11 protein-coding genes and 1 other annotated feature are annotated in these 20,218 nt (G+C 64.2%); of the genes, 6 read left to right on the forward strand and 5 right to left on the reverse strand.

Translation table 11 applies throughout. The annotated features are described in order from the left end of the window. Positions 1-115 precede the first annotated feature (115 nt). From CCR94_RS15840 to CCR94_RS24620, 3 genes are all read left to right on the forward strand, one after another. Positions 116-523, forward strand: a complete 408-nt coding sequence (locus CCR94_RS15840; RefSeq protein ID WP_158254788.1) for a PRC-barrel domain-containing protein — start codon at positions 116-118, stop codon at positions 521-523. 45 nt (positions 524-568) lie between these two features. After that, the gene (locus CCR94_RS15845; protein WP_104508841.1) at positions 569-760 is read left to right on the forward strand and encodes a CsbD family protein; all 192 of its coding nucleotides are present in this window, start codon (positions 569-571) and stop codon (positions 758-760) included. A gap of 103 nt (positions 761-863) precedes the next feature. Beyond that, positions 864-1,118 carry a hypothetical protein gene (locus CCR94_RS24620; protein WP_146090039.1) on the forward strand — a complete coding sequence of 85 codons (255 nt, stop codon included), beginning with the start codon at positions 864-866 and terminating at the stop codon, positions 1,116-1,118. Positions 1,119-1,246: 128 nt separating this feature from the next. Here the strand turns inward: CCR94_RS24620 and CCR94_RS15850 are convergent, their stop codons facing one another. Then, complete coding sequence (locus CCR94_RS15850) at positions 1,247-1,405, reverse strand: DUF3309 family protein (RefSeq protein ID WP_104508820.1); 159 nt, start codon at positions 1,403-1,405, stop codon at positions 1,247-1,249. Positions 1,406-1,742: 337 nt separating this feature from the next. Here CCR94_RS15850 and CCR94_RS15855 point away from each other — a divergent pair, with 337 nt between their 5' ends. Further along, positions 1,743-2,135 carry a response regulator gene (locus CCR94_RS15855; RefSeq protein WP_104508821.1) on the forward strand — a complete coding sequence of 131 codons (393 nt, stop codon included), beginning with the start codon at positions 1,743-1,745 and terminating at the stop codon, positions 2,133-2,135. Between the two features lie 100 nt (positions 2,136-2,235). Further along, on the forward strand, positions 2,236-3,510 hold the full coding sequence (locus CCR94_RS15860; protein WP_104508822.1) for a PAS domain-containing sensor histidine kinase: 1,275 nt from the start codon (positions 2,236-2,238) through the stop codon (positions 3,508-3,510). On the opposite strand, the gene CCR94_RS15865 is transcribed toward CCR94_RS15860, so the two are convergent. Together CCR94_RS15865 and CCR94_RS15870 are read right to left on the reverse strand one after the other, a co-directional pair. Continuing rightward, on the reverse strand, positions 3,507-4,271 hold the full coding sequence (locus tag CCR94_RS15865) for a Crp/Fnr family transcriptional regulator (RefSeq protein ID WP_104508823.1): 765 nt from the start codon (positions 4,269-4,271) through the stop codon (positions 3,507-3,509). The genes CCR94_RS15860 and CCR94_RS15865 overlap by 4 nt on opposite strands. A 393-nt stretch (positions 4,272-4,664) precedes the next feature. After that, complete coding sequence (locus tag CCR94_RS15870) at positions 4,665-4,907, reverse strand: hypothetical protein (protein ID WP_104508824.1); 243 nt, start codon at positions 4,905-4,907, stop codon at positions 4,665-4,667. A gap of 349 nt (positions 4,908-5,256) precedes the next feature. Here CCR94_RS15870 and CCR94_RS15875 point away from each other — a divergent pair. Beyond that, positions 5,257-6,485 (forward strand): IS3 family transposase gene (locus CCR94_RS15875; RefSeq protein ID WP_104508825.1). Its coding sequence is split into 2 segments (ribosomal slippage): positions 5,257-5,545 and positions 5,545-6,485, totalling 1,230 coding nucleotides; the frame shifts between segments, so codons are not numbered across the junction. After that, positions 5,538-5,654 (forward strand) — a sequence feature (AL1L pseudoknot). It overlaps the preceding gene by 117 nt. Positions 6,486-6,575: 90 nt before the next feature. Here CCR94_RS15875 and CCR94_RS15880 read toward each other — a convergent pair. Together CCR94_RS15880 and CCR94_RS15885 are read right to left on the reverse strand one after the other, a co-directional pair. After that, a complete protein-coding gene (locus CCR94_RS15880; RefSeq protein WP_104508826.1) occupies positions 6,576-19,013 on the reverse strand; it encodes a filamentous haemagglutinin family protein in 12,438 nt (4,145 codons plus the stop codon). 162 nt (positions 19,014-19,175) lie between these two features. Then, a complete protein-coding gene (locus CCR94_RS15885) occupies positions 19,176-20,177 on the reverse strand; it encodes a FecR family protein (protein WP_104508827.1) in 1,002 nt (333 codons plus the stop codon). Positions 20,178-20,218: the final 41 nt, after the last annotated feature.

The following is a 20,218-nucleotide window of genomic DNA, read 5'->3' on the forward strand; positions in this document are numbered from 1 at the left end:
AACGCGCCCACGGGGAACAACATAATGACGCCTGCGTTGTTTTGAAAGGAACGGCGATCTTCAAGCTTCACGGCAAGCGCAAAGACGATCGGCGCTCCCCCTCAAGGAGATCATGATGAACACCAAGGCTATCCTTGGCGCTTGCGCGCTATTGTCGGTCGCTGCCCTTTCGACCGCCGTCTTCGCTGAGCCGAAGCTAACGGCGGGCGAAACCAATGTGCTGACTAGCCAGGGCGCGAGTGACGTTCTCGCGAGCACGATCGTCGGCGCGACCGTCTATTCGCCCCGCGATGAAAAGGTCGGCGACATTCAATATCTGGTCATGAACAAGGACGGCAAGATCGAAGGCGCGGTGATCGGCGTTGGCGGCTTCCTCGGCGTCGCCAAAAAGGACGTCGCCCTCAACTTCAAAGCGCTGACCATTTCTTACGACACCGACAATTCGGTGAAGAAGATCACGGCCGACGTCACCAAGGACGGGCTCAAATCCGCCCCGGACTATCTGTTCCTGAAGAAGTCCTGATTTTTTGCAACACCAACCGAACCCCAAGATCGAAGGATGAAAACCATGTCCAGCACCACTGACAAGATCGCCGGCGTCGCCAATGAAATCGCCGGCAAGGGCAAGCAAGCTCTCGGCAAGGCTGTGGATGACAAGGGGCTTCAAGCCGAAGGCGTGGCGCAGGAAGCCAAGGGCGAACTCCAGAAGGCCGCCGGCAAGGCCAAGGACGCGGTGAAAAAGGTCGTCGACAACGCCTGACCGGCGCCTGCCCGGCGCCGCGGCCCCAGGTCCGCGGCGCTGGCTTTCTTGGCGAGCGCGGTGGCGCGTCGCCTTTCAACTCCATAGATTCGTGGATGATTTCATGAAGTTTTCTCATTTCCTCTGCGCGGGTCTGCTTGCCGCGACCGCGCAGTTCGGACTCTCCCTTTCGCCGGCTTCCGCCGATCCCGCCCCGCAAAGACCGATGGTCGAGAGCGCGCCGGACGTCGCCAAGCCGGCGGGCGCCGTCGCGCGCGACGAGAGGCGGCCGTCCCACTGGCGCAAAGCGCCCCCGCATCATCGTGGCTGGGACGGACGCCATCGCCGTGCCCGGGGGCCTCACCATCGCCAGTGGTGATGCAGGCGCGAGCTTGTCGAAAGCGGCCTTCGGGCCGCTTTTTTTTTGTGAACGCGATAAAAGAAGGGGACGCTTGCGCGTCCCCTTTTCGACAGGCGCGGAAGCCGGATCGCGCCCGAATGGAAGGCTTAAATCCGCCCCATGAGCAGCAGAACCACGACGATCAAAACGATCAGGCCGAGGCTGCCGCTGGGCGCGTAACCCCAATTGGCGCTATGGCCCCAGTTCGGCAGAACGCCAACCAGCATCAGGATGAGGATAACGAGAAGAATGGTTCCAATCGACATGCGTATCTCATTTTCAAAGAGCTTGCGCCTCGGCCCCGCACGAGCCGGACGATGTGAATGCGATATCCGGAAGAGCCTGTTTCCACTGCTATTTTTTGAACTTGACGGCAGCTCCTGCGGTATGCGCTTTCAATAAGACAATGGCGCTTGACCCGTTCGGTTCCAGCTTGCCGCGATAAATTCGCCGCGACAGGTTCGTGTAGCGCAGCGCGGCGCGGAATGAAGAATATTTCAATGGCCGGCGCGCTTGTGTGCACTTTTGAACGGACGCAGCGTCGAAAACTGACTAGCGTGATCTTGCCTCAAATTCTCCTTCGAAGCGCAGGGAACAGATCGTATGATCGAGAATTCCGCTGAGTTGTCCATTCTGGTCGTTGAAGATGAAATCCTGATCGCAGCCGATCTGGAATTGCTTCTGAGGGAACGCGGCCTGTGCGTGCTTGGTCCGTGCAGGGCGCTGGAAGAGGCCTTGGCTCTGCTGAAGCGCGCCACACCAGATTTCGCCATGCTGGACTTCGATCTCGCTGGCGAATCGTCACTGCCGCTCGCGCGCGAGTTGCAGCGGCGCGACATACCCTTTGCGTTCTTAACGGGATCTCCAGGCAATGAAGAGGCGGCGCTTGAGTTCACGTCCAGCGCCATCGTGCAGAAACCCTTTGATCCGAAAGATATTTTCGCCCTCGTTGAATCCCTGGGATCTGAAATGCATCCACGACAGTCCTTAAACTGAATAAAGAACTCATTTCAGTTTTGCCTTTTGTTGATGCTCGCGGACACAATCCATTCGATTGGCGCCGGGGCGAACAATTCGGAATGTGCGACGAAACAACATGACTGACGACTGCCACCAAACCAGCGCGAATTTGGTCCGCGCCTTGCTGACCGTGTCAACGGATTGTCTCAAGCTCATGGACGCCGACGGGCGCCTGCTGGAGATGAACCCCTGCGGGCTGAAGCTGATGGAAATCGAAGACTTTTCGACCGTTCGCGATCAGCCCTCGACGATCTTCTGGCCGGAAGAAACACAGCCGACGTTTCTCGACGCCTTGCATCGTGCGCGCAACGGTCTTGCTTCGTCCTTTTCGGCCTTTTGCCCGACCGCCAAAGGCGATGCGCGCTGGTGGGACGTCACAGTGCTGCCGATCTTCAACGCGCGAGGCGAGGTGGTGTGGATTTTCGCCGCCTTGCGTGACGCGACCCACGCCCAAATGTCTGAAAAAAGCCCGCGCGATACGATAAAGGACAAGGAAGAAGCGCCGCCGCCGATGGTCGCGCGCCTTGAGTCCGAAAGCCTGCGATTGCAAGCCGTCCGGGCGCAAATCGGTCACGCCGAAAAGCTGCGCCTGCTCGGCCAGTTTGTCGGCTCCGTCGTCCATGACATCAACAATGTCCTGTCCTCCATGTCCGGCGCGGCGCGGCTGATCCGGCGCGTGGCCGCGGACGAGAGAACTTTGGACATTCTCAATCCCGTTGACCAGGCGGTGAGCAAAGGCGCGCGTCTGGTGCGGCAATTGCTCGATTTTTCTCGCACCGGGCCGAGCGAACCGGAAGTGCTCGAGGTGGCCATGGCGATCAAAGGCGACGCCGATTTGATGCGCCATTTCATCGGCCATGGCGTGCAGCTGGAGCTCAACTGCGAGGACGGACTCTGGCCCATTCTGGTCTCGCCGGGCGAATTGCAATCGGTCATTTTCAATCTGCTGGGCAATGCGCGCGACGCGCTGGACGGCGAGGGACGCGTGGAAGTCTCCGCGCGCAACCGCCCTTCGGTGGAGCGGCTGCGCGGCTTGCCTGCCGGCGATTATGTCGAAATCGCCGTGACAGACAATGGCCCAGGCATTACTCCAGAGGTTCTGGCGCGGCTTGGAGAACCTTTTTTCACCACGAAGGCGAAGGGCAAGGGCACGGGCCTTGGCGTACACTCAGCCTTTGAACTGGCCAAGGCCTGCCGTGGCATGATCGAAATCAACAGCGCGTCAGGCATGGGCGCGCGCATTTCCTTGCACCTGCCCCGCGCCGGCGCCGCTGGCGACATGATGGCGGCGGCCGCACCGCAGCCGACGGTCCAAGCCGTCCCCACAACGATTGAAAATGCGTCGGCCTAAAGCGTTTCAATCGTCTTGTCCTCGCGCGCCGGCCCCTCGGGATAGACCCCGCGCAAAACCTCGTCGAAATGACGTTCGACGCAGGCGTTGCAGGCGCAGGACGAGCTTTGCAACCCGGTCATGTCGTCGATGCGAATCCGCGTGCGCCCGTTGGAGATTACGCCCTGGCGGCGCAGCTTGCCGATGACGCGGCTGACATAGGTGCGGCCAACGCCTAGCAGCCCCGCCAATTGATCCTGTGTCAGAGTCAAGTCGCTGGATCCCGTGCGATTGGCGGCGGCGAGCAGCCACTTGGCCGCGCGTTGCTCGACGCTATGCGCGGCGTTGCAGGCGGTGGTCTGGAAAATCTGCGCCAGCATGCAATCCGCATAGCGGTTGAACAATTCACGCACCCGCTTGTTGCTCTCCTTGATCTTTTCCAGTTCGACCAGGGAAATGCGCGCGAAGTCTCCACCCACTTGCGCCACGCTGCGGGCGAAAGCGGGCAAATGCCCGTGGCTGACAATGCCGCCCAACGCGCCCTCGCGGCCGATCAGTCCGGTTTCGATTTCGGATCCGTCGTCGAAGGCGATGCGAAAGGACGCCATGGTCGAGCCGATGGGAAAATAGGCGTGATCGACATTCGAGCCGGGCTCGTAAATGATCTGCCCCGTGCGCGCCTGCCAGCCTTCAAGCTTGACGCCGAGACTGTCGCGATCAGCCTTGACTAGATAGTCAAGAAGGTTGTTGCCCGTCGGGCGTTGCGCGCTATAGGAAAACACGTATTTCTCCAATTTCAGCCGTCGAGACAGCGCGTTGGAGAGGCAAAGGCTCCTCCCCGCGCTGGCCAAAATCTTCGTCGTCGGCCCGAAGCGATTCCCCCGCTCGCCTCGAACATCGGGGCGAAAATTGACCTCGATCCATCAAAGGATCCGCGATCAGTCCCGACAAGGCGCAACAGCGTGACGAATGACAAAATCGCCCCAATACGAGCAAAGGGCGCCGAGCTTTTGGCTCGGAGCCCTGAAAAAAAGGTCCCGCATCAAATGCAAGTGGCCCTCGACGCCCGACTCACTCAAGCTGCGGGTGAAAATTGCGGAGTTTGCCCCGGGGCGGCGTTAAGTCAGTCATGACGAGTTCAGGTTCGAAATTATTGACGCACGCCACCCGTTCGCTCAGCGATGGCGCCGATAGTGACCATGATGGCGGCGGTGGCGGCAGCCGCCATGGATGCCGCAATCAATGGCGGGTCCCGCTGTATAGCCAATGGCGCCGCCAGCGACGGCGCCAACGGGTCCACCCACAAGCGCGCCGGCGCCGGCGCCGAGCGCCCCATCAACGAGATTGCCAGCATAGGCGGCGCCGCTCGCGAGCGACAAGCTCATCGCCATAACGGCGATCATGATCTTCTTCGACATGGTATTATCATTTCTCCATAATTCGGATATGCGACCGCTTTCGCGCGCAAGCGCGTGTACGAAACGCTTCGGGGGATTTTCCTGATCCGACAGAATGTTAGCGCCAGCTATTTTCTTGAGCCTTTGGCCTCATCGCCGTGCAGCTACATCAGGACAACTGCGAAGCAGCGCCAATGTTCCAAAGCTAAAAATCAGGGAGATCCCGCGGCTCTGCCGGGGTGGCGGTAGAAGTATGACTCTTCCTGGAGCCCACCACGAAACTTCCAACGTGAGCAGGCGCCATTCGTTGGCGGAGTGAACCGCGCCGGGTTTGCCGGAGGCTCCAACTCCCAAGTAGGATGGAGCCTTCATGAGCAATACGACCAATAGATTTTCACCTGAGGTTCGCGCCCGCGCGGTTCGGATGGTTTTGGAACACGAGGGCGACCACGCCTCGCGCTGGGCGGCGATGTCATCGATTGCCGCCAAGATCGGCTGCTCGCCGCACCCCCTGCGGGAATGGGTCGGCAAGGCGGAAGTCGAAAGCGGCAAGCGGGTCGGCGTTCCGACCGAGGTCGCCGAGAAGCTGAAGTCGCTTGAGCGCGAGAACCGCGAACTTCGGCAGGCCAACGAGATCCTGCGCAAGGCCTCGGCGTATTTTGTGCTGGCGGAGATCGACCGCCGACCGAAGTGATGATCGCTTTCATCGACGATCATCGGCAAGCCCATGGGGTCGAGCCGATCTGCAAGGTCTTGCCGATCGCCCCTTCAACTTATCACGCCCATCTCGCCAAGCGCATTGATCCCACAAAGCTTTCCCAACGAGCCCGATGCGACCTGGCTCTGAAGGTGGCGATCCGGCGGGTGTTCTCCGAAAACTTCGAGGTCTATGGCGTGCGGAAAGTTTGGCTGCAATTGAACCGTGAAGGCGTGGCGGTCGCCCGCTGCACCGTGGCGCGGCTTATGCGCGCCATGGGTCTGCATGGCGTCATCCTCGGCAAGCTTGTGCGCACGACGATTCAAGACAAGGCGGCGCCGTGCCCGCTGGACCGGGTCAACCGGCAGTTCAAGGCGCCCGCGCCCAACAGGCTCTGGGTGTTCGACTTCACCTATGTCTCGACCTGGGGCGGCATGGTCTATGTCGCCTTCGTCATCGACACCTACGCCCGCCGGATTGTCGGCTGGCGGGCAAGCCGGACGGCCCATGCGACCTTCGTGCTCGACGCGCTTGAGCAGGCCCTGCACGAACGCCGACCAACTCATGGCGGCGGCCTCGTCCACCACAGCGATCGCGGCAGCCAATACCTGTCGATAAAATACACGGAACGGCTGGCCGAGGCCGGCATCGAGCCGTCGGTGGGCAGCGTCGGCGATTCCTACGACAATGCACTCGCCGAAACCATCAACGGGTTTTACAAGGCCGAGGTCATTCATCGACGCGGCCCTTGGCGGCGTCTTGAAGCCGTCGAGTTCGCGCCGCTCGAATGGGTCGACTGGTTCAATCACCGCCGGCTGCTGGAGCCGATCGGAAACATCCCGCCAGCCGAGGCCGAGGCGCGCTATTACGCCTCACGAAATCAGACCGCCATCGCGGCCTGATTTGACCAAAACGGCCTCCGGAAAACCCGGCGCGGTTCAATTGAGGCCGCGACGGCAACCTCAATGACACGGGCTCCCAAACGGGTCCCTTCATGGGGCAGCCTCACCGCGGTTAGGATTGACGATCTGATTGGCGAGCGTGTCGCGCTCCGCTGTCGTCAAGGGCTTGGTGTCCTCAGCGGTGAAGGCGCCGTTACCAAGAAGACGGACCACGTTGTTCGGGTCGTAGTTAGTGCTGCTTTGTCTGCCGCGGCTGCGCCGCTGTTCGCTGTCAGGCTGCTCTTCTCCAGTCCCACCCCCGTAGCCCAGCACTTCAACGATGATGACTGAAGGCCGGTCGTTGCCGCTGCCCTGTTTCGGCAGCGCCGTCTGCTGCGTCGCCGCGGTCGCGTTCGACGCTGTCAGGCCGGCGCTGATGTTCGGCGCCTGCACGGTTGGAATGCCCGTGGACTTGCCCTGCGCCTGGATGTTGGCGGCGTTGAGGATCTGCATGGCGGCGATGTTGATGTCGCCGGAGACGCGGATGCCGGCCTCACCCGCATCCACCTTGCCGAGCGGCGCGATCAGGTCGATGTCGCCGGCCTTCACCTCGGGGATCGGGTTCAAGGTCGCGATGCCGGCGCCCGATGAGGGCGCCTGCGGCGACAGCTTGACATTGCCGTAGTCGTCGTAGACGCGCTTCGGCGGCGTATAGACAATGGTGGTCTTGGCGCCGCGTCCGGCGTTGATATCGCCTTCCGCGGACCAGGCGAGGATGTCACCGCCAAACGTCGTCATGATGCGCGACAGCCCGAGCAGGATCGAGCCCTTGGAATACATCTGGATGTTGCCCGAGCCCTGGGTGACGATGCCGGCGGTCGGAGGCGGCGGCGCCGCGCCCTCGACGCCGATCACCTGCTTGCCGCCCGGCGTCAGCATCTGGATATCGCCGCCGAACAGCGTCTTCACGCCAGCGCCGCCGAACATGATGATGTCGCCGCTGCGCGTCTCCGCTTCGCCCTCCGGGAACAGCGTGGCGATCGCCTCACGGCCGCGGATGTAGTTGTGGAAGCGACTGCTGTTCGGGTCGTTGTACTCGCGGCCGCCTTCCCGCAGCTCTGCGAAATAGACCGTTCGCAGGAAGACGCCCCGCTGCTCCGGCTTCAGGGTGTTGAAATAGGCCAGAGCCTGCTCGACCGCGCCAGCAAAACCGTGACGTTCCTTCAGCCAGTCCGCCAACTCCTTCTCGTAAGTTCTGGCGACCTTGCCGTTCTGGTCGGCGAGCGGCACGCCTGTCACCGCGAGATTGGCGGGATCGAGATAGAGCGCCGCGAGCTTCGCATAGTCCGGCCCCGAAGCGCCGACGCCGGCCTGCAGGAGGATGCTGGCGCCGGGGCGGCTGTCGCCGGGACTGTAGGCGCCGAGCGAGGTGACGCTGGCGCGGTCCTCCATCCGGATGTTGCGCCCGGCGCTGATCTCCAGCGTGCCGGGACCTGCGATGTTGAAGCTGGAATAGATGATGTCGCGGCCGGCCGAGATGATCGATACATCGGATTCGGCGGTATGAACAATCAGGTTGCTCTTCGTCTGGCCCGTGTTGCTGGAACCAGTGACAGCGACTCCAGACTCGCCGAGATTGTGGCCGCTGTTGACGATGTCGCGCCCGGCCTTCATCCAGACCGCGCCGCCCGCGCTGTAAAAGGTCTTCCCCGCGAGCTCGCCATAGAAACCGGTCTGCAACTCGCCGGTCATCAGGCCGACGATGTCGCCGCCCAGCGCATAGAAGCGCGCGGGATCGAGAGCATATTGACCCGAGGCGGTATTCGCCCCGAAGGCGAACAGATTATTACCGTCCCTGAACGCCTGCGGATCGAGGCTCGCCAGCGTCGCGGGCCGGAACGGCGTCGTGAGTATTGCCGGATCGGCGCTGGATCGGGACACGACGCCGCCATAGATCGACTGGCCCGCCAGCCATTCGAGCTGGCCGTTCGGCGACGGCGCGAGGAGCAGCGTCCCGGCATTATACGGGGCCGCAAAGATGCTGCCGGACGGCGCGACGGCGCGCAGGATCGACGGGTAAGACACATCGTTGATACCGAATCTGTTGAGCGGCATCTTTGCATTGCCCGGCGTCAGATTGCCGCCGGCGGCGAACAGATCGATCGCCGTCCGATCGCTCCACAGGCTGAACCAGACTGAGGGCGTGTTCGGATCCGTATCGATGGTCTCGCGGCGGGTGGCATCGATGACGCCGCCGACCACCAGGTCGGCGCGCGAGGTCAGGGCAAAGGTCGCATCGCCCGGCAGCAGGGTCGGCCCGCCGAACATGCCGGCCTGCGTCACCGTGTAGGGATCGTAGGGGCGCACCTCTCTGGTTGCGCTGACTCCGTATTGCAAACGGATATTCCCGATGCTCGCTGCGCTGACAGAGCTGTTGCCGCGCAAATTGGCGATCAGGCCATTCAGAAGCTGTGCCGATCCAGAGGGATCGAGATCGGTGGCGGTCGCCAGCAGGTTGGGATTGAGGCTGCCGCCGATACGCACATCGAGATCGCCGCCACCCGTCAACACCAGATCGCCCTGGGCGTTGACCCGGCCGGTCGATCCGACCGCGAGCACCAGTCCCTGGCTGCGGAAAGGACGCGGGTTGTCCTCGACGATCCTGTCGATGGCGCCAGCGTTGCCGCCGACATCGACCTTCAGATCGCCGCCGCCGAGCGTGCCAAAGCCAGTGAACCCCACCAGATAGGGAAGCCTGTCGTATTCAAAGGTCGGATAGTCATCGCTTCTGACATAGCTGCCGAAGTTGATCCACCAGGCCGCGCCCGCGTCGCTGCCCGGCGCACGGCCCTGGCGCCACAGCCAGCTGGTGGGATCCGCGTTCGGCTTCGAACCACCGCGCGTTTCTTCCGAAATGCCAATTCCTGTCCAGAGATCGCCAGTGAGATTGCCGCCGGCGCGCAACAACAGATTGCCGCCTCCCGTCGGATACCAGGCATGCGAAAGCCGGCCATCGCCACTGACGAGGCTTTCATAGTCCGCGCCCTCCTTGCCCAGCACCTTGCCATCGCGGATCAGTGCCCGTGGCTGATCGAACGCCGCGCCAACGCCCTGCGACTGTGTTCCCGCGGTATAGACGCCATAGGGCGAACGCTGGGCCAGATTGCCGCCGGCAACGAGGTCGAGATCGCCGGTGCCGGTGCGAACCACGCTGAAGATCGGATTGAACGGAATATAGCCGAGGAGATCGCCGATGACCACCTTGTCCGGGGTGGCCGGGATCGGCTCACCGAGCGAGACGAGGTAACCTGGAGAGCCGAGGAGGGTAGATTCAAAAAAGGCGGGCACAGGATCGCCCGCTTTCAGCGGACCTGAGAGCCCCCATGACGCCCAGTCAGTATCGAGACCCAAATCTGCGACGGCCAGCGCAGTGACGGTATAATTGTAGTGGACGCATTCGTAGGGACCGTCGGCGCACATAGAGTCAGGACCATAATCATCCGGAATTCGGGTTCCGGCTTGCGTACCCCAATCAGCCGCTCCCTGGTCGCTCCAATACCATGCGCCGCCGGGTCGCGCCGGCGTGCCCGGAGTGATGGTCTTCTGGTACTTGTCGAACACCGAGAAATGGGTATCGGCCAGCGTCAGATTGCCGGTCGCGTCGCGCGGCCGCAGCATGCGGCTATCGGCGGCGCCGAGATCCGCACCGGCCACCAGGCGCATCGACCAGCTTTGCGAGCCGGCCGGCAACATGCTGGCCACCGCCCAGTTGGCGCCCTGACGGCCGTTCGCGTCGGCGGGCCGCAATCGAACGGAAAGTGCGCCGTTGGGCAGCTTGACTACGGTTTGCGACGGGATCAGGCCGCCCATCGGCAGCGTCAGGTCGCCGTCGAGCGTCACGGCGTATGGCAGTGCGACACCCTTGGGCCAGACCATCGCCTTCAGCGACAGGTCGGCAGGCACGACGAAACCCGCACCGAGCCGTGTACCGGCCGGGAGCGTGACGGCCTGCGCGAGACGTGCGCCCGCGGCGTAGAGCAGGCTGCCGTCCGCCGCGTACACGTCGCCGGCCAGAATGGTGTTGGCCGGCAGGAGGACGGCGCCGTTCAGCACCGCCGCGGCCGGCAGTCGCGTGCCCGTCGGCACGGTCAGCGCCTTGACCGGCAGATCGTAATTGAGCGTGCGGCCGGGTGCAAAGATGGTGCCGTCGGCGAGCGTCACACTGCCGTTGGGCACGGTCACGTCGCCGCCGAACGGCACCGCACCGGGCCGCAGGATCCAGCCGTCGTCGTCCGGTGTGGCGGGCGGCGGCGCAAATCCGTCGTTGATGCTGCCATAGATGTCGAGATTGCCGCCGGCGCGCAGAGTGAGCACGCCGACCTCGCCCGATCCATAGACCGACGTGTGCGGGAAGTTCGGATTGACCCCGTCATAACGATGGCCCGACAGGTCGAGGTCGCCCTTGACCACCAGATCGCCCTCGGTCCGCACCTCGACCAGCGGCCGCAGGTGGAAGGCGTCGCGATAGGCGGCGTTGTTCAGTCCCGCCAGCTTGCCGTTCATCAAAGTCGCATTGCCGAGCGCTGCGTTGATGAAGTCGCTGCTTTCGGTGTGGCGGTGATTCAGCCAGTCCTGATCGATGAATTGATAAGGCCGGCCGCTCGCCGTGGTCTCCGTGCCGACCGGCGCCTCGGCGCCGGAATAGACCCGCACCGCATTGACCGCGATCGAGCGCGCGCCCTGAATGGTCAGCGCACCGGAAGCGTCGATGGCGATGTCGTCGGCGCCGAGACGCGGCGCGTTCAATTCCAGCGTACCGCGCAGGACGCCGTCATACTGACCGGGCGCGGCGCCGACGGTTGCCTTGGCGCCGTGCCGCAGATCGATCCGCACGCCCGATGCGAGCGTCAACACTCCACTCCCGGAGCTGAGTTGGACGATGGCCCGGTTCGGGCTGTCGATGATCTTGCCATAACTATCGACGCGCAGCCGCTCGCCATGGGCATCGAGCACCGCGCTGCCGGTCAGCGTCAAGCCGCCATTGGCCGCGAGCCGGATCGATCCGACCTCCGCGCCGCTGGCGTCGATCGTCCCGGTAACGGTGAGGTGGCCGCCATCGAGCGAGAGGTTGACGTCACCCGCGCGCAGGCCGTCGCCGATCACGAGATCGCCTTGCTTGAGCTGGAAGCTGCGCCCGCCGAACACCTCGCCCGCATTGAGCCGCGCGTTGAGCGCGGCGAATTGGTCGCTGAGCGTGCCGCTGCCGCCGAGCCGCTGTGCGCGCACGTCGATGAAGCCACCGCGATAAGGCACGATCGTGCCGCCGGCAACGTATTGGCCGCTGGTCGCGCCGAGGATCGCACCCTGCAGATCCACCGTCCCGGCGCCCGCGCCGAGCGCCGACGCCGTCAGCCGGCCAGCGTGATTGTATTTGGCCGAAATGTCGATGGTCGAACCTGCCGCCTGGCGGATGTCGCCGTTGCGGCTCTCGAGAATGACCTCGCCGCCCCAGCTGTATTTCTTGACGTCGGAGAACGTGATCTCGCGGCCCGCCATGTCGATCCGCGCCGCGTCGGAAAGCACGATGTCGCCGGTGGCGCTCACCGTCAGCCGTCCGCTCGGCAGCGTCACCGCCGTGGCAATCGACACGCTCGCGCCGTCGAGTGCGAGTTCGGCGCCCAACGCCTCCGCTCCGAGCACGGTCCCGGCCATCGCGCCGGATGGCGCGGTGACGGAGATCGCGCCCCCCACCGTGATGCGGTTGATCGAGCCGGCCTCGCCGGTCAGCAGCGGGGTCGAGATGTTGAGAGCGCCGCCGCTGTAGCTGTAGCCTGCACCGGTCACATAGGCGCCCTGGCTCTGGTAAACCGCGAGACTTCCCTTGTGATTGGCGGTGATCCGATCGCTGGCGTTGAGATTGACGCTGGCGAAGCCGAGCGTCAGCCGTCCAGCATCGTCCACGCCGCTGACCTGAGTCTTGGGGCCGTAGCCGAAGGTGATCCGTTCGGCGTCGATGACGAGCGAGCCGCTGCCGGTTCCGGCGCCGCCGGTGATGACCGCGCCCGGACCGCCGGTGCCGCCGCTCCAGACCAGGTTTTCGGTGCGGATCGTCGCGACGTCGCCGGAGCCACCTGCCCCGTAGATGGCGGGCGTGCCGAACACCAGATTGGCGATGCGGGACTTGCCCGAAGCGTCATAGGTGTCGAGCTTCACCGTGCCGAAGAAGTTGACCGCCTCACGCGCGGTCAGGATCAGGCTTTCGAGCGCCGGAGCGCCGGTCGAGGTGTCGCCCTTGAGCAACCGGTCGAGCACCGTCTGGTTGAGCGTGAGCCCCGAGGGCAGCACGTTCGTCGCGGCAGCAGCGGCGAGCGCCTCGCGCGTCCCGACATTGACCGCGCCGACACCGAGCGCGAGGTTGCGGGCGCCGAACCGCACATTGTCGCCCAGTTCAAAACGGTTGGTCGTGGCGAACCCGATCGTGCCTTCGGAGTAGAGCGTGGTCGGCGCATTGCAATTGCCGGTCGCGCCGCAGGCGCCGATCAGGATCGCACCTTGCGATGTGATGGAGGAACCCGCCGGCAATATGTCCAACCGGCCATTGGACACGGCGAGCATCGAGCCACCATGGCCGTTGGACGATGGCGTGTAGATGAAGCCGTTCGTCGAATCGAACGGGGTGTCCCCCATGCCCAATGTGTTGATGCCGGCGCCGGCCTCGATCGTGATCGCGCCGACTTCACCAGTAAATCGCTTCCAGCCCGTGACCAGGAAAACCTCCGCCGCCCGCAGCATCGCGCCCTCGCGCAGCGTGATGCTGAATGACTGGTCGGTGTTCAGGAACTCGACGTAGTTGCCCTTCTGGCCATAGGTGACGGTCGGCTTGGCGCCGATGGTCAGCCGGCGCGCGGACAGCGCGTTCAGGTCGTCGGCGTAGACCGAGACGCCCGTGAAGCCCTCGGTTGCCGCAGCGCCCGCCGCCAGGATCTCGATCCCGCTGCCTGTATTGTTTCCAAGCAGGCTCGCCGAACCCGTATAGCCGCCTTGTCCGGCGCTGAAATCCACCGCGCCGTGGAACCGGAAGGCGTTCGCACCCGCGCCGGATACGAGGTTGAGATAGAGATTCTGGCCGTCGAGCGGCAACATCGCGCGTGGCACGCCGAGACGCGCCGCATCCGCCAGCGCAAACCTGGCGTAGTTCGTCTCGTTGTAGAGCGAATAGGTTCGCGTCACCCTGGCCGGAGTCAGGATCACCTGCCGCGCAAGACTGTCGCGGATGTTGGTGTTGGCGACGCCGAGCCGCGCGGCGGCGACGTAAGAGCCATCGGCCATCGCCGCCCGGCCGGTCAGACCGCGCGACTCTGGCGTCGCCGCGATCTCGACTCGGAAGGCGCCCGGCAACAGCGCATAGGTCGATGGCATCAGCGTGTAGGTGCCGGCCGGCAGGCCGGGCACGCTGCCGTCGAGCGTGATCTGCTGGCCGACCAACGGATTGCCGGCGCCGGCGTCCGGACCGACCGGCGCATAGCCGGACGCCTGGTTCGGCACGATGGCATAGACGGCGTTGCCGGACGTGCTGATCCCATAGACCGGATTGGCCTTGATCAGCGGATTGCGCAGCACATCGATCGAGCCGCCACGGCCGCTGACGAAGCCCGCCCCGGTCAGATCGCCGCCGCCCGACAAGTCGATCAGCGCGCCACTCTGGACATCGACCTTGACGCCGAAGAGCGAGACGCCGCGCGTCGCGGACACAGCGCCTTCCAGCGCGATCTTCTTGTCCGCATAGTACCAATCGATGCCATCGACCGTGCCGCCATAGGGCATGATCAGCCCCTTCGAGCTGGTCGAGGTGATGCTGCCGGGCAGGAGATTGATCGTGTTTGCTCCGGATTCATTGCCCAGGCCGATCGTCCCGAGCGGTGCGCGAACCACGCCGCGCTGGTTGATCGTGGAAGCCCCGAGCGAGAGGGTTCCGAACGCCGAATAGGGTTGGGCCACCGGCGCCTGGCCGGCGCCGCGAATGGTGAGGCTGTAGGCGGGATCATAAAAACGATTTCCGCCGACGCCTCCCAGCCAACCGGCCCGGACGATGGCGCTTGCGCCGGTCGCGGGATAGATTTGCTGCGCGGCAAGGACGAGATCGCCACGGGTCTGGAGCACGGTCGCATTCAGGCCACCGCTGTGCAGGAAGCGGATATCCCCGCTGCTCTGCAACTCGACATCCGCGAACCCGCGCCGGTCGAGCGTGAAACTCGGTCCCGCGCCGCTGACGCCGAACGTGACGGAGCGCTGGACATCCAGCAATCCCGACGTCGCGCTGAACCGCGCGGCGCTCTGCCGTGCCGATGGGGCGCCGCCATTGATGACCGGTAGATGGCCGCCGCCGTCCGACCGGATATCAGGCACGCCCAAGAGGCGCATATAGGGCGCGGAGAGGGTCACGCGGGCGTCGGCCTTTGAGGTTTCCGCCAGCGCCAGCGACGTCGAGAACAACTGCAGGCTCTGGCGCATCGCCAGCGACACGTCGCCATCGAAGGCGATGATGCCGTAGCTGAGCAAATTGAGATTGCCGAAGCCGCCGGCCTCGATCTGGTCGACGCCGATCGCGGCCTTTCCAAAAACCAGGCTGCCGTTGGCCGAAGCCGGCGTGGCGTCGGCCGCCAGCGCGCTGATCGGCGCCGTCTGGGTCACGATGAGATCGCGCGAGCGGTACCCACTGGCGTTCACATCCCGATATTCCGGAGTGCCCAGACTGACCGTCAACGTGCCGCCGGCAGCACCCGCGCCGCCGGCTGCAGCCCGCCAGGTTCCGCGGAGATCCAAGCCGTCGGAGGATGCGAAGGAGATCGCGCCGCCACGGCTGGCCACCTCGGTCGGACCGCCGTTCAACAGATCCAACGTCGTCGCGGCGCCCGATGCGTCGAGCAGCGCTCCGTCGCGCACGACGACGAACGCCAGGGGACCGCCCGGCTGCCCCGACGACAGATCGACCGTTCCGCCGATGGTGATGTTGCCGCCGTCCAGCACCGCGCCATAGCGTCGGCCCCGCACATCGACGGCGCTGAAGGCGCGGCCTGCGACATCGAGCACGGCGGTCTCGCCGATCCAGATCGAATTGCTGTCAGAAATGCCGCCACCGCCGCCGATGCGGATCGAACCGCCCCAGGCGTTCAGCGTGCCGTCGACGGTCACCTGCCCGACGCCGGAGATATCGATCGACTGCCCGGGATCGACGGTGAGTGCCGCGCCCTTGCCGACGACCAGACCGACCGCCGCCGGATCCGACGATAGGACGCCAGCGGAGAGCGACAGGCTGGCCCCGCCGCGCTGGGTCAGCCGGCCTTTGGCGGAATCCTCCAGATACAGCGGCGGCGTCCAAAGCTCGAGGCCCGCAGACGGATCGCTTCCCGTGGCCACGGCGAACGCGCCTGCGGTGTAACGATAGACCGGCATGGTGACGTCGATCGTCGCACCATCGGCGACCGCCAGGCCCTTGTGGCCGTTGACGCTGTAGCTGGCGAAGCCGCTGCGGAACAGCGACGCATCGAGATTCAGCACGAGGCCCGCATCGCCGTCGCTTTGCTGAGCCTTGCTTCCGATCGCGATCACCCGGCCGGATTCGATCCTGAGCTTGCCGCCGCCTGAGACGCCGAACCCGGCGATCTCGCCGTCAAGGGTCAGCCGGCCGCCAGACCGAACATTCCCTTGATCGGCCAAGAGCGTAACGTCGCCGCCCTTGCCGCCGCGCGTTTTCCCGGTCGACAGGATGGCGGCGCCGGACGAGACGTCGATGGCGCCGCCGCTCGCGAGCGTGACGTTCCGGGTGGAATCGAAGGTGACGCTGCCGCCATCGACATAGGCGAGACCGGAGAGTTCGTTCGGATCGGTGAGACCGTTGGTCCAGAGTCCGCGCACGTCGATGATCGCGCCGGTGCGCAGCGTCACGCCCGGCATCGTGGCCAGGATTGCGACCATGCCCAGGATATCTGTCTGGACGGTGACGCTGCCGCTGCGGGCGACGATGCCGGCATTGATGTCGACGGTCGGCGCGACCAGCTTGACCTGGCCGCCATTGGCCAGCGTCAGCGTCGCATCGACCGCGATGGAGCCCCTGGTGGCGATCGTGAGGCCGCCGAGACCCTGTTCGTTGAGATGGCCAGCATCGAACCAGGCGGTGTTGGTGCGGACCGACGGCAGGAGGTCGGTGGCGGACAGGCCGGCGCTGATGGCCGCGACATTGCTGAAGCGGACGTCCGAGCCGTAGGCGGCAACCTGGCTTGGCGTCGCGTCATAGCGGCCGAGCCCGAGCGCGCCCTGCAGCGGCGCGGCGTTCTGCACCTGCCTGTAGCCGTCGGAGAGGCCCGCGACGCGCGCACTGGTCTGGCGCGCGCCCTTGACGACATCGGCGATGATATCCGCTTCGAAGATCGATGTGGGTGTCGAGAGGACGAGGTTGCCGGCATCGCGGCCGACGGTGTAGCCATCCTCCCAGCGCACGCTCTCGCGGCCGCGTCCAAGCGGGCTGTTCCACACCTCGGTGACGCCCCAGCGCTCGTGCTTGCGGATCCAGCCCTGGCCAAGGCCGTAGAACCTCATGTCGGCGCGCGCATTGTTGATGTTGTAGATACGACCGTCGGCTCCGAGCAAATTCGTGGTGATGATGTTGCCACCGTCGTAACGCACCGAACCGCCGGAGATGTCGAAGATCGAACCTTGCTGCGCGACGACTTCAGGAGCGGACAGCGTGATGGCGCCGCCAAGCGCGCTCCATTCGCCTATTCTGTGCGCGGTGTTGGCGAGATAACCACCAACCTCGATCAGCCCACCAGGGGTGTAATAGCGGTCGCTGTCATAGCCGCCAGCGCCCTTGGGCACGAAGATCAGGTTTCTAATATCGACCCATACGTTTGCGTTTTTCAGATAATCGCTATCGCGGTTGAGCGGCGAGTCCCGCAGTTCATTGCCCTGGATATTGACCTTGAGGTTGTTGGCCGACATTGCCAGCGTCACGTCGCGCACTCCGGAGACGTCGAGGGTGGCGCCGTCCTCGACGAAGATGCGCTTGCCGGCGGAGACTGCCACCTGGCCGCCTTGCGCAATCGTCAGCGAGCCGCGCTTGAAGATCGCATTGCCGCCGGTGACGATCTCGATGCGCGACTGATCCATGCGGTCGGCGAGCTTCGACAGATTGTCGAACGCCCCGAAGGCCGCACTCGACCGCGCAGCGTTTTGCGGTGCGGATGCGGCAATCAGCGCATCGCGCTGACTGTTGAGCGCGGTCTCGGTGCTGTCAAGCTCGGGAACAATCGTCGAGACGCTGTCGGCGCCGAGGATGACGCGGCCTGACGTATCGGTCGCTGAGTTCAAAAGATGAATGGCGCCGCGGTTGTTGACCGAGGTGGTCGAGATGAGAATCCCGTTTTGCGCTATCGTTTTGCCCGCGATCGTGATGTCGCCCTGCTGGCTGAAGATCAGGCCATTGTTGGTCACATTGCCGGCACGGCTTTCCGCGCGCATGATCGGCGCGATCTCGTTTCCGCGCGTGGTCGAGAACGTGTTGGCGTCCGTACCGACACCGCGGCGCAGGATGAAGTCGTCGCCCGCGGCAAGTTGCGTCTGACCGAGCGGCGTCGAAATCGAGCCGGCATTAACGACCTCGCCGCCCATCAGAAGCGCGAAGCCGCCGCCATCGGTAACGGACGCCGGAGCATGGGTCGCGATCACCGCGCCAGCTTTGACCTCGACCTTACCGGCCCCTTCGCGCAGGCCCAGCAGCTCGGCCGCATCGGTGAAGCTCGGAGTCCAGGCCGATTCGGTCTGCGTCGAATAGATACCCTTCATAAATCGGTCGTCAGAAATCTTCGCGGTCGAGGCGATCAGCGCCCCGACATTGATCTGCGACGATCCACCGAAAATGATGCCGTTCTGGTTGATGATGTAGACCTGTCCCTTGGCATTGATGCCGCCAAGGATCTGGCTGGGCCGTCCGTCCGTGCCGAGCACGCGGTTCAGCGCCACCCAGTTGCTGGCGTCCTGTTTGAAGTTCACATCGGTCTTGCCGCCGACGTGAAACGTGTCCCAGGTCAAGATCGCTCTTTGCTGGGTCTGCTGAATCTCGACCTCGGTGCGATCACCGTTCGTGAACTGGGTCGGCAGGTTCGCGCCCCGCCAAAGATTTGCGGGGACATTCTGCGGAGCCGCCTGCAAGCCGCCGACCCCCAGACCATTTGGGATGCCGCTGTTGCCCGGCGCCGCTCGCGCCGCGTCACGCGCCGCTTGCTGCGTTGCCTGCATCGCCCGGATGGCCTGCGTCGCGCGCTTCAACGAGTCCTGCGCATTGCGCGCCGCCCGCGCGGCCTCCTGCGAGTCCGACTGTGCTGCCGCGACCGCCGCTGCCGATGGCGCCGGTGTCCAGCCGCCGAGCGATCTGGCATGAGCTTCCGGCGAGACCATGAACAAAGCGAGCGCGCTCACGCCGACGAGCAGCGCGGCGTGGCGAGCATTGCGATAGGGGGAACCGGCAGAGCACGCAGCAACATTGACGGTCATCGGGCGGCTCCTTCGGCCAACAATAGGCCTCCGATGCAGCAGCGAGATGTCGCCGCCGCCTCGGGGTTACGAGAGGTCTCACTGCTAAGAGTGAATCCCGAAGGGGTGGCGTGCACGCTCTGGAAGGATTTTTTAGAAATTTATCTGGGGCCGAAAGGCAAATCAGCTCAGGAGCACGATTCCACCCGGCAAACGCTGGAGTTTCGCGCTGAACGCGCGCTCCAATTGCAGAAGGACCTGATTCATCTGGTCGATGCGAAAACGGCCGCTGAGCTGCTTCTGGCTCAGGGCCGCATTCATCAAAATGATGCGGCCGGGCCGATATCGGTTGATTTCTTCAATGGCCTCAACGATCGGGGTGTCGCGAAATTCGACGATGCCACGCTGCCAATCTGAGGCATGCTGCAGATCAATTGCGGCAATCCGTCTCAGGCCGGCAAGGTCGTAACGCACGCGCTGTCCGGCCCGCAACTCAGCCACCTCGGCTCCACGCTCGATTTGCACCACGCCCTCGAAGCAGGTCACACTGACCGGAGAATGCTCGCCACTTGCCGTGTAGCGAACATCAAACCTGCCGGATTCGGCGATGGTCCTCCCGTTTGCCGCCAGGACCACGAGCGATCGCGCCGGACGCGCCAGCGTCTCAAAAGACGCCTCACCAACGATCAGTTCAATGCGATCCACCCCAGCTTCCGCGGGACGGACGGCCAGGCTCGTTTGTGTGTTCAGACTAATCGCCACGTCGCCGGCAAACGTGACATTGCGCTGTTCGCCAGTAGCAGTGCGGTAATCCGCATTCAGCTCCGATAAGGATGGCCAAAGTCCAAGCGGCGGATTGAGCATGCCGTAGACTGCCGCGCCCGCAAGAACCGTAGCGCCGCCACTCAAGACCATGCGGCGACTCATCGTCCTGCGCCGTTGTCCGAAAGCATCGAGTTCGCCTAAAAAGTCCTCATCCGGCTCGAACGTGGCGCGGCCGGCGGCGCCGACCTTACTCCATACGCGCTTTGTCTCGACAAATGCGGCTTCATGCTGGGGACTGCGCGCGCGCCAGAGCTTCAGCGCCGCGGCGTCCTCCGGCGCCATGTCTTTGGATATGAGCTTTCGTACCCAGGTGACCGCCTCCCGTTCAATCTGGTCCAGATCAGAATGTGCCTTGCTCATCTCATCTTCGCGCCCTTCGCCGCCGCGTCCGTGAGCAAGCC

This window comes from Rhodoblastus sphagnicola (genome assembly GCF_002937075.1).
Lineage (GTDB): Bacteria > Pseudomonadota > Alphaproteobacteria > Rhizobiales > Beijerinckiaceae > Rhodoblastus > Rhodoblastus sphagnicola.